The organism is Chromobacterium haemolyticum (assembly GCF_002081825.1).
In the GTDB taxonomy this organism is placed as follows: domain Bacteria; phylum Pseudomonadota; class Gammaproteobacteria; order Burkholderiales; family Chromobacteriaceae; genus Chromobacterium; species Chromobacterium fluminis.
The window spans coordinates 196,731-207,877 of sequence record NZ_MUKU01000001.1 but is presented as its reverse complement, the minus strand read 5'-3'; the positions used below and the strand labels follow the sequence as shown (position 1 = coordinate 207,877).

8 protein-coding genes are annotated in these 11,147 nt (G+C 52.0%); all 8 read right to left on the bottom strand.

Annotated features, from left to right (window positions below; translation table 11 throughout):
• Positions 1-10: 10 nt before the first annotated feature.
• A complete protein-coding gene (locus B0T39_RS01020) occupies positions 11-2,407 on the bottom strand; it encodes a hypothetical protein (RefSeq protein ID WP_141111031.1) in 2,397 nt (798 codons plus the stop codon).
• Between the two features lie 14 nt (positions 2,408-2,421).
• Positions 2,422-3,072, bottom strand: coding sequence for a virion core protein, T7 gp14 family (locus B0T39_RS01015; protein WP_081544403.1), 651 nt, complete (start codon positions 3,070-3,072; stop codon positions 2,422-2,424).
• Positions 3,045-3,536, bottom strand: a complete 492-nt coding sequence (locus B0T39_RS01010; RefSeq protein ID WP_081544402.1) for a hypothetical protein — start codon at positions 3,534-3,536, stop codon at positions 3,045-3,047. The genes B0T39_RS01015 and B0T39_RS01010 overlap by 28 nt, the downstream gene beginning before the upstream one ends.
• A 15-nt stretch (positions 3,537-3,551) precedes the next feature.
• A complete protein-coding gene (locus B0T39_RS01005) occupies positions 3,552-6,557 on the bottom strand; it encodes a hypothetical protein (protein WP_141111030.1) in 3,006 nt (1,001 codons plus the stop codon).
• Positions 6,554-7,132 (bottom strand): hypothetical protein, encoded by a 579-nt coding sequence (locus tag B0T39_RS00995; protein ID WP_176219455.1) that lies wholly within the window; start codon positions 7,130-7,132, stop codon positions 6,554-6,556. The genes B0T39_RS01005 and B0T39_RS00995 overlap by 4 nt, the downstream gene beginning before the upstream one ends.
• Positions 7,133-7,227: 95 nt before the next feature.
• On the bottom strand, positions 7,228-8,256 hold the full coding sequence (locus B0T39_RS00990; protein WP_081544398.1) for a hypothetical protein: 1,029 nt from the start codon (positions 8,254-8,256) through the stop codon (positions 7,228-7,230).
• Between the two features lie 235 nt (positions 8,257-8,491).
• Positions 8,492-9,298: a capsid assembly protein gene (locus B0T39_RS00985; RefSeq protein ID WP_081544397.1), complete on the bottom strand. Its 807-nt coding sequence runs from the start codon at positions 9,296-9,298 to the stop codon at positions 8,492-8,494.
• A gap of 32 nt (positions 9,299-9,330) precedes the next feature.
• Positions 9,331-10,926, bottom strand: a complete 1,596-nt coding sequence (locus B0T39_RS00980) for a portal protein (protein WP_081544396.1) — start codon at positions 10,924-10,926, stop codon at positions 9,331-9,333.
• Positions 10,927-11,147: the final 221 nt, after the last annotated feature.

The following is an 11,147-nucleotide window of genomic DNA, read 5'->3' as shown; positions in this document are numbered from 1 at the left end:
CTCCTTTTCGTTAATCAGTTAGAGGGATACCCGATGGGCGGACGCCTTTTCGGGATGCACTCTCCAAAGCTTCGTAGCCTTTAACAAGGGCCGGCGTAATCACATCATTTGCCACAACCTTCTTCTTGGCCTTCATGGACTTCAGCCGTTCTCTATCCTCCGCGTTCTTTTCATCCAAGAAATCGGAAACTGCTTTGCCGAGCGTACCCTTCGATCTTTCATCGCTTTCTCTTGCATCTTTTAGCTGCCTGTCTCGACGCTGCTCTTCCATCGTATCCAAGTCCTGTTGCACCTTATAAAAGGGGATGAAGATTGCAGGCTTTGCGCCGTGGCGGACCATAAACCTGTCTCCGCTCACAGAAATTGAAGTGGGACTTCCTTGCTTGAATCCTTCGCCAAGTTTTCGCTGGATTGAAGCAGTCAAAATGGTTTGCATGTTCTGCTCGAAGTCTTGGTATCCCTGTTGCTTGGCGAACACATCACTTTTCACCCTGCCGGCCACGCCCGCCCCGCTTAAGTCTACAAAGCGGCCTTTGCCTGCCTTCAGTTCCTCCTTGATCTGCTTGGGCGCTACGCCGGCCTGTAGGCGCGCTTCGACGGCGGTACGCGCCGCTTGCACCTGACCAGCAGACAGGCCTAGGGCTGCGTCATCAATGATCGCGTCCACATTGTTCTTCTTATCTTTTGGATCAGGCCTAGCATTAACGCTCAGCGCCTCCATCTGCATAGCCATGGCCTCCACAGGCTCCAGGCCTAGAACATCCTCCATCGCCATCGCTGGCCCGATTCGCTCCTTGTCCTCATCGCTAATCACCCCCGGATTTCGACGGATGGTCGTGGAAAGGAACATATAGCTTTTCTTCAATCCGTCTGGCAGCTGGCGGTTAACCGAGTAGTGCTGCAAGACATCGGGCCGCTGTAAGGCGCTGTGATATGCCTTGACCGCAGGGGCAATGATGCTGCCAGAGGCTCCCTTGAGGCCATTCACGTCTGCAACGCGAAGAAGGTTCGACATCTGGTCGATAAGCCCTCCCACAGTTTCGGGCGTGGAGCCTGCTACCTGACTGACCAAACTGTGGGCCGCCTGCTCAAGATAGCGCCCTGCCGCCTTGCGTTGGGCCTCGGCCGTAAACATCGGAGCATTGCCGTTAATATCTCGGATGCCCAGTTCACGGTCTTCAAAAACATGCGGCTCAAGCGGGTTGTCTATCAGCCCCTTAGTTAGCTGTGTGGTGAAGTTCTGAGCCATCTGAAGCTTATTACTCTCAAACTGTAGTGCTGCCTGCTTCTTCGCCCTATACGCCATCGCATCCTTATAGTGCGCGTCGAACTGTGCCACCTGAGAGCGCATAGAGGCAGGCACCCTACTCATCAGGTCTGTAAACTTCTGTGCCGCGCCCACCGTGCTAAAGTCCTTGGATGGGTCTTTGATGTCTCGAATAAAATCATTTAGCTCGATCTTGTAGCTTGTAATTTCCCCATCGCCCAGCCTTGCCGCGTTAGAAGAGGCTGCGTGTTCAAGATTTGTCCATCCACCCGGCAACATGTCTACCAGCTTTGTTTTACCATCCGAGAGCGTCACATCCTTCAATGCGGCCAGATGCTCAAGGCGCCCTTCATCCGAAAGACGCTTAAATACATTTTCAGCCCACTGGTCATAATGCAGTCCACCAATAGACTTGGCTTCGTCTCCCAAAGCTTGGAAGGTGGAAAAGATGCCCAAAGTGTCATCAGCTGGCAGCGCAGCAAGTCTTGGAACTGCGTTTGCCACCCCCTTCTTATAGGCATCCTCTCTCAACATTTGCGATTTCTGTTGGATGAACTGCGCGTTTCCTTTGACGGCGAGAGACGTGAATCCCGCAGAAAATGCCTTCAGTTGGGTCTCATTCCCCGCATCCAAACCAGCAGCCACCGCCCGTTTGATTGTCTCCTCCTTTAGCAGCTGCCCATACTCTTCTTCAGTCTTCTCAAATATACCAGGACGATTTGAAACTTCTGCCTGAGCCGCATTAAAGTGTTGACCGAGTAGCTGTGTGCCAACATCACGGTTATAGAGCTTCATCGCTATTGGATTCCACTGAAACGGCAACCTACTCGCATCACCAAAGCGCCCAAACTCTTCAGGTGACATTTTCTGCTGTTCAATCAAGCGTGTAACTTCGTCCTGCGCGGTCTTTTCAAAAGACTGCATCGCTCCGGCCACCTGCTTGCCGTTATTCATCAAAGCATCCAGAAGCTCTTTTGAGCGATTCGCACCGTTTGCCGCCTTTGCTGCCATTAGTGCGGGATCAATGCCTTGGACTTTTGGCACAGAATACGCTATTTGCTTTATTTCTCTGGGTCTCGGCGCAAACTGAGAGGCAATTTGATACGGACCCTTCATTGTGATCATTTCTTTGTTTGCCACTCCTCCTCCCTTTCTTATTTAGCTGCTGAAGCGAATTTACTGTAAGTGTTATAGATTCCGTATCCTTCAGCGGCCCCCTTGGCTACGCCTCCCAGAATATTCAACATATCCGCAAAGCCGCTAGTGCCCGCAGGCATGCCTGTAGCCGCAATGGATTTACTCTTTGCATTCGCTTGCCGGACAATCGCTTCTTTCTGCGTTTCTAGTGCCATAAACTCATTTTCTACATTAGTCATGATAGAAGCAGCGGTACGGCCATACTGAGCATCAATGGCGCGGGCGACTGTGCTGACAGAATTCCCAGATACCCCCGTCTCGCCCGCTGCGGCCTGAACTGAGCCGCTGGCTTCCATCTGTTGAATTCTCTGGTTCATCAGTTCATCAATCGCTGAGTCCTGCAACATGGTTTGCTGCCTCACCGCTTCAGCAGTCGCATAGTTCGCCTCAATGATGTTGTTCTTGATGTTTGCTTCGACTTGCTTGTTATGAGCCTCTCGCGCCTTCGCCTCTGCGTTACTACCCATAATTCCGCTAAGACCGCCCATAATGCCCCCGACAACTGCACCAAACGCTGTACCTACTCCAGGGACAATAGACCCCATCGCAGCGCCGCTCATTGCCCCCTGTGCTGCGCCTCCTAATGCCCCTTGGGTCTGCTGCGCCATTTGATATCCTCCTTAGTCATTGTGAAGCGGTAGAAACTCTGGCTGTTAACAGCCACAACATTGTCCGTGTCGATGACCGCCCCACAGCGTTCAAGCCATTCAAGATGTTCTTTTTGTTCGCTCCATACCAAATTACCGGCCACTGCGCATTCAGCCCGCTTGAAGCCTTCCCGCCACATCCATTCAGAATTGCGGAGATATTCAAGCTTGCACTTGTCCACGCTTTCTGTATTCAACAGCCATACAGTTGCGTAATCTGTGTCCGGCTGTCGGATGTAGCCGCTAATCGCGACAACCCCGTAAAGGTGATGCTCCACGACAAAGAGTGTTGACTCCCTGAATGCCCGCTTAAGAAAGCCTGCGGGTGTTTCCCCCCAAGCGCGGCATTCGGCTGCATCCAAGGGCTTTAAACGACTCGCCAACTGCTGCAACTGCGCGTCCGTTGTTGTACGAATAGAAAACACACTGTCTCCTTTCTTTTAAATTTGCGAAGTCCTCCGTGAGTGAACCCCTTCCCAGCCTGCGCCGATGAAAGCACAAGGATAGGGATTTGTACTTAAAACCATCACCCTTGCATCTGTAGCCTCGCGGCCAATTGGAAAATTAAACCGCCCCGTTCCCACTGGAATCCTCCCCACTTTTGACGTCATGGAACCAAGCTGCCGCCCGGTATATGTAGACTCCCTGGCGCAACTGTTTTGAATGCATTCCACAAGTACAGTAAATGGCCCTGAGTTATTGAAGTTCACATGACCGCGCCGCAGCTGTAGACGTCCTTCTGTTTCTGTCACCCATCCATTTTCATTCTGATGCTTAATCAAAAATCTAGAAAAGGTATAACGAAACGGGTAGACCTCCCCTATCCAGATACGCTGCTCTCTGAAATCTCCATAAATGCGAACACTGCCCTCTACATCCCATTGAACCTCCTTAGCATCCCCAAGCTCATCAACCACAAAGTAATCCCCTGCGGCGGGGATAGAGCCGTACACTTTCTTTATATTAAAGACCGTCTCCAAAGTGTGCTCATCAAAAGCAACCTCCTCAGACGACAGTGTGTATTCAGCGAGTCGGTCTAAGTGAATTTTCCATGGCTGGGCCGGATACTCGAATACATCCGGGTTCGTCTGCATCCGCTCAAGGTAATAGCCGCTTCTATTCCCCACCACCAAGTAGAGATACGGCCCAATAAATTCATAACTCACAATCCATTTCCCACCACCAAAATCCCAGCGGGACCAAGAGGACTGCACCCGCCCTTGATCACTGAATAAGAACTTGTAGACGAAAAGCGAGCCAGGGGCTTTACGTGAATTCAGAACAATTAAATTATCAGCCGATGCGCCTTTAAGAACTCGGATATCTTGAGGAATATAAGATGGGACATGAGACGTAACGGGAATACCATCAATGATTGCATCTTGCCCGGCGAAGAACTCAATCACATCACATGACCCAGTCTTCTCCATCACAAAATAGGCATTTCGCCCTACCGTTATTGGCCGCACATTTGGGGTATTAAGAAAATCAGTCGCTTTATCGACTCGAATGCTTTTAGGGCTCAACACGCCCTCCGCCTTCATCACAAACTGCGTACCATCAGAGAACAGCAAAAGCTCTTCATTGAAGGGAACTGCATGCTGAAGAAGGCTCACCGCATTATTAGAAACAGCAACGTCGATTGGATCAGTATCTACCACTGTGGCCGCTGAGTTTGTCCAAAACTTAAAGAACTTGCCTGCCGCCGTCATCACTACATTTTCATCAGCTATGACCCCTAACCTGTTCCTAAAGAAAAAGATGTCATGCAAGGTGTAGCCGATAAAACTTGGGATGGGGTTTGAATTGTCATCGCCTATCTTGCGCTCATCCCATTCAAGCGCATCAAAGGTAAACGTGCCGTCCGCCTGCCTGATTAAAGCATGCGGCATCGTTGAGCCGTCGATTTCAACTTCAAGATCAAAGCCTACCGTTTCCTCCCATGTCTTCGACTTCAAGGAGTACTTCAGCCAATAGTTATCAGACGTTGTCGAATTATCCCCCACCACCGCCACCACATAACCATCAGGAGCGCTCTTTGGCAGGTCACCAACTTTCTGAACCTTATGCGTGAAGCTGAACATTGCTTGATCGCCAAAACCGTCCGCCGTCGTCACCGCATCATCTTCACCGGCCAGATAGATGCGTATCCAGTTCTTGCCGTTGTTGAAGTTGACTCCGTTTTCCGTCAGCTGCTCACATAGCTTCGTGGTGATGAATGAAGTATCAATCTGCGGACTGTGCCCGGCATTGGAGCCATCTGGAGTTGTGAAAGCCGCCTTTTGTTCGCCATTGATCAAAATGGAATATGTCTTGCCGTATTGGCCCTGCTTCACATGGATAAGCGCTTCATTCGGCTCAGCGCCACTTTTCTTACTCGTCATCTGAGTGACCTTGAGCCGGTTCATTATGAAAGTGTAATCGGCCACCGTCACCGCGCGGATTGCGCCGCTAAGACCGCCAGAAGCTCCCGCCAGATACGCTAAGCCGGACTCAGACATCCTTACCGCGTACTCTTGTCCTTTCAGATCGAATACCCGAATAGAAGAATCCATCAGAGGCTTTTCCGGCTCTCCTCCGTTGTCTTCGTCTATGTAGAAAATAACTTTGACTGCGCCACCATTGCCGGGCTGCCCAGGGGGACCGCCGTAGGCCTCCCAGTTGTTGACCTTGCCACCAGCGCCAACAGTGATATCAAGCATCGTCTGGCCAGCGAGAACATCCGCGCCCACAACCGCCCTAACGTAGCCCCCCGAACCACCACCCCCGCCCGAAGGCTGGCTCCCCACATCGCGGTGTCCCTGGCCCCCAACACCGTAGTCCGCCCCAAAGATATTATCCGGAGGCCTGCCACCAATACCTCCAGCGTACTTTGCGGCCCATTGGCCTGGATTGCCGTTTGGCGCACCGCCCGCGCCTGGCGCATTGTGTCGCTCTCCCACCGCCCCGCCACCGGCAACTGCGATTGAGCTTGGACCAGCTTTGACGCTTGAGGGCAGACCCGGACTATTCGGAACTTCAGGTTTCCAGCCTCCCCCAGCCCCACCGCCTCCCAGGGCGTAAATCTCTACCTGCACCGTATTGGGCGGGATTGGCAGCTGTGAAGAACCCGGAGTCAAGAAGAGCGCCTCTTTTGTGCTGCGGGTAATCCCACCAGATGGAGCCTTAGACGGCGGTGGTAGGGGGTTGTCAGTCAAGGGAGTAATGACGGCAATGTACTTTTCTGATTCATCTCGATTGATAAAATGGACAAACCCGTTATTAACCTCAGAGTCAGTCAATTCCAGCTTTGCGAGATGTTGCGTTGGCGGGCGTTTGATAAGCCCAGCAGCCTCCGAAGAGAAGCCATTAATTTGCTCATCTGCTTGATCGGGCATCTTAAGAATTTGAGGCTGCTGGGAGACTCCCGCCACCATATTCTTGATGCTTTGGGAAACTAGACTCATGTCCGGCCCATCAAATTCTGGACGGCACTGCCATCAAACACGCTGGCGTCTTCATCGTCAATCCACCATTGACGAAAGGATACCCATGATTCGGTAAGGTGCTTATTGATGTTCACCCCAACCACATCCGAAGTAATCCAGCGGTCATTCATCAATTCTGCGGCCCTGAAGACGATGTAATCCCAGACAGGTGCGGGCAAAGAACTTGGCGGAAGCTCCGCAATCAAAGTCACTTCTAATGGGGCAGTAAAAATTGGGGTAAACCCTTCATCGGGCTTGACCACATAGCCCGCTTGATTCAGTAGCCGGGTTCCATCCACCGCTTTAACGCTGTATACGCTTGACGGCCATTTGATATAGCCATCCATGTCCGGTTGGTAAGTCGTGCTAAAGGTATTAAAGCTAAAGCCCTTAGACAACACCGAGCGAAGTGCAGTGGACAAACAGTTCACCGCATTGACAACATCAAGATTGTTTTGGTCTTCAAGAGAAGACACGCCATCAATTGCGCATTCACTTAGAACCAAGTTAACCGCATCAAGGGCCAGTGGGTCATCATTGAAGTTTTCTAACAATACTCTCTCCTCATGTAACAACTAAAAAAGCCCTTATAGACGTATCCACGGTTAGGATGGGCTATAAGGGCTTCTGTTAGTTGTGGTTAATCGGATTACTTAGATGCGCGGGACTTCGGCACTTCAGGAATTTCGCCAATGCCTACCAACATCGCGGAAGCTTCAGGGCGGAGGCCACCGTGACCGGTAGACATTTTCGCCACCAAGTGTTCCGCTTGACGGGTGGAATAGCGTTGAGTTTCGAAGCCCATGGACATCAAGTTAAGGGTGCCCACCGCGCCCTTGTGGAAGACAACGGCGTAAGTTTTGCCGGCGTACTTTTCAGGGAATTTGTGGCCCACCGAGTTCAGGGAGTTGGAGAAATCAACACCCGAATCTCCCAGGTGTGGCACATCAATCAGCGGGATGCCGGCAATAGTGATATCACCCCACTGCGACACGAAGGCGGCACCATTGGTATCAAGGCCAGCTGCGGACAAATAGCGCAGCAGCACGGCTTTAACCTCGGGAATAATGAAGGCGTAGCGCTCAGCTTTGGGCACATAGTTCTTATCGAAGCGCGCCGCAACAGCCTGCATTTGCAGGACAAACATAGAACCCCACTTCAGAATCGCATCATGGCCTTCCAGGGTGAAGTCAGGCATAACGCCCACATCGGCCAGTACCGGCTTGCCAAGGCCTTCTAGATTCTCTACGCCAGCCACAACCATCTTTGCGGCTTCAGCCAGTACGTGCTGGTCCTTGGCGATGGCTAGGGACTCACCCAGCTGGGCGGCGTACATGGCCCGAAACGCGTCTTGAGACATCGCTTCATACAGGTCAGATACAAAGCAGTCTGCCGTCAGCAAACCGTCAATCTGAATGACTTTTTCAGTCTGCTTGAACTCTTGGCCGTTCAGTTCGTCACCCGGCTTCAAGAATTTTGCTTTACCACGGCCCATTACAGGGAACTGCGCGGATTTTGCCTTCTTAACAGAAATCTCCAGATGCTTACCGGCGGTCTTAGAAGTCCGCGCATAAGCCGCCAGCGTTTCGCCAGCGAAGATTTTCAAGAACATCGTAATGTCGGTAGAAGACTTATCGTTAGAATCGTTACCCGGAGTAGTTACGTTGAAGGACGCCATAGTTAAAGTTCTCCTTATAGAATTTGAGGAATGGGATTTGTTTGAAGTTGGTCATGGATTTATTTCCAAGTTGGTTAAATAAACTTCAGGCTCTTCAATCGCCTTAAAGACTATTGAAGAGAAAATGTTAAAGTTAAATCTTGAATAGACAGCAGAGAGCCTAGAGAAAGACCTCAGACGTGCCTTCTCTAGTGTGTGTAATTGAGTTTGTGGTGTGTGTAATTGATTCGGCAGCCTACATGGCCATGATCTTTTCTTGTACGGCCCGAGTGAAGCCTGCATCATTGCCATAGCGCTTATCGTTCAAAGCACTAATCATGTCGGCTTCAGATTTAAAGCCTTTCAAGCCAACATTCGCCCCTGCATCACCTCCAAGAAGATGCGGGTTCTTAGTTCCGTAGCGCTTGGCCGTGGAAGCGTCTTGGGCAGCCATCAGCACTTTTCCAATACTGGCAGCAGCCTTCAGATCGTCGCGCTCTACCGCCGCATTAAAGGCATCCACAAGGTCCGCATCGGCGTTTTCGCTTGCCCAGGCGGTCATGGATTGGAATCGGCCTTCTCCCCCCAATGCCCCCATAAACTGGCGGTGGATTTCATTGGCTGCTGCGGTCATACCCGCCAGATAACCTTTAATCAGCTTCTCCGAGTAACCGGCCTCTTTGATTTTTGCGAGGGTTTCAGGAGTCATCTTCCCCTTGTTCGCCTGGAACTCTTCTTGAATCCCTTCAAGCGAAAGCCCAACTTCAGCCAACTTATCACCCTCGGCCTCAAAGCTTTCTTTCAACTCGTTTGAAGTATCCACCGCAGCCGAAAACGCACTATTGGCTTCATCGGTGCTGCTGGCCTCAGTGCTGGCCTCAACTGCTTCTTCCTTGTCTTCAACTTCTACCTTCTCGCCGTTGTGCGTAATCTCCACGCCTTCAAGGCTCACGGCCTGCTGATGCTCTTCAGGGGCTTCTTGCTGCTTCTGTTCCAGATGAACAGCATCCGCGGCCTCAACTGCGCCCGCCTCAAAATCGTAGGTTTGTACTGCTTCACTCATATGTGTTTTGCTCCTTGTAAGTTGTTAATCGCTTAGCCCGCAGCCGCTTGAACATCGTCGATACTCCCCATTTCCAGCTGGCCGTTAGAGACACCCTCGCGCATCGCACCGCCAACACCAGATGCAAGGCCCGGTACAGCCTGCTGCATCAAGGCCGCTTGCTGTCGTTCCTGCTCTCGCTGTGCAATCTCTTCTTCGGTCATGACGAATTCAGACGTATCAACATCACAGGCATTGCCGATGGCGGTCATTAGTGCATTGGTCTTCACTGCCTCAAGAGCGCCAGGAAGGCTGGAAATGATGCCTAGGAAGGTCTGATACTTGATAAGCTTCTGGCCGCGCCCAAGCGCCTCTACACCTGTCGTCACGGTCGGCTCTACAATGCCTTCAGGAAGTGCTGGCACTTTCCCCAGCGACTCCAAAACGGCCAGCACCCTGCGAGCTAGAGGAAGTTGAAATTCCTGTGTCAGTAGCGAGTACAGCCCGCCTAGCAGTTCTTCCAGTTCTGCGGCCATCGCCCGTATCTCTTCCGCAGTCACCCGCTCTGCCTGGCGCTGAATGGAGCTAGTCAACAGGAAGGCTTTAGCTACGCGGCCCTCTACACGGTCCAATTGGACCTGAGCCGCCTGCATGTCCGCGTACTTGTCCAATTGGATGCTGTAGATTTCGCCTTTTCGGGCAAGCGTGAAGCCCCCGTTTTTAATCTGGGTAAGACGTTTAACGCTGCCCTGGTAGGACGGCTCCACTCCGTACAGCACCCGCGCCGCTGCCGCTGCAAGATCGTTCACCGCCTTGGAGAGCTTGGAGACAGTTACAAGGTCTGCGCGGTAGTCATCGACGTAAGAGCGTCCATAGCCCTCGCCGTCTTCTTTGGTCATGCGAAGCGGTATCCACGGCGATTTGGTCAGTGGGTAGGTGTTCTCGGTCCCCTTGACCATCTGTTCATCAATCTCTTGATACGAGTACCACTCTTCGCCCTGGCGCTGGATATGCGTGTAGACCGAGACCTCTTCTTGAGGATTGTCCGGGTCAATATTCTTCACGCCTCCAAGCAGTTCAGGCGGTAGCGCCATTGCGGCAATAGAGTCCACCGTAATGACGTGCAGGACGTTGCCGATTGCATCCCGCTGTACAACATAGCAATCCAGCTTGTAGAGCTTTGCGCCGGAGGACTCTGGTGGAAGGAATAGAAGCGCATTGCCACATACGACAAGATGGCGCATGGCCTCTACTACTGTGGTGCGAATCTGCGATGTCTCCACCCAGGTATTAGCGGTTTGCTCCATTCGGGCCAGTTCGCCATCAACTTGAGCTTTCTTATCCGGCTCACCAGCAAGCGCCAGCATCGTAGGATGGTCAGGCTGAAGGGAAAAGAACGGGACGCCAGGGGGAAGAAGCGCCGAAGTCAGCTTTGCCGCGAGGGAGTTGACACCAAGCGCTCCCAGGCTTTGCTGAGTATCTTCAAAGCTGGCGTTACCGTCTTGGCCTTCAGTCTTCATCACCAGAGGAATGGTGTACTTCGCGTTCTCTTGGGCGCGTTTGAGGTAGGGCTGTCGTTTACTTTTCAGTTCATCGTAGAGTTTGGCGGCTCCAATCTTTGGTTTGAATTTAGATGCCTTTGCTGCCACTACAGGTTAGTCCCCGTAGAAGTCGAAGCCCCTGCTCCGCCAGCGGCTCCAGAGCGCCCCGTCACATTCTTCTTCGCAATCCGCAGATTTCCTTTACCACGCCGTCGAATGACTGCCTCGCTTTCCTCCATATCCGCCAACTCTTTTGATTTTGCCGAATCATCATAGTTATTCGCGGCGGGGGCGGGCGGCGGGGGCGGAGGGGGAATATCAATCTTCTT

Excerpts from the sequence above, each read along its gene's own strand:
- B0T39_RS01005 (WP_141111030.1), bottom strand. The coding sequence starts at position 6,557 with ATGAGTCTAGTTTCCCAAAGCATCAAGAATATGGTGGCGGGAGTCTCC.
- B0T39_RS00990 (WP_081544398.1), bottom strand. The coding sequence starts at position 8,256 with ATGGCGTCCTTCAACGTAACTACTCCGGGTAACGATTCTAACGATAAG.
- B0T39_RS00985 (WP_081544397.1), bottom strand. The coding sequence starts at position 9,298 with ATGAGTGAAGCAGTACAAACCTACGATTTTGAGGCGGGCGCAGTTGAG.
- B0T39_RS01015 (WP_081544403.1), bottom strand. The coding sequence starts at position 3,072 with ATGGCGCAGCAGACCCAAGGGGCATTAGGAGGCGCAGCACAGGGGGCA.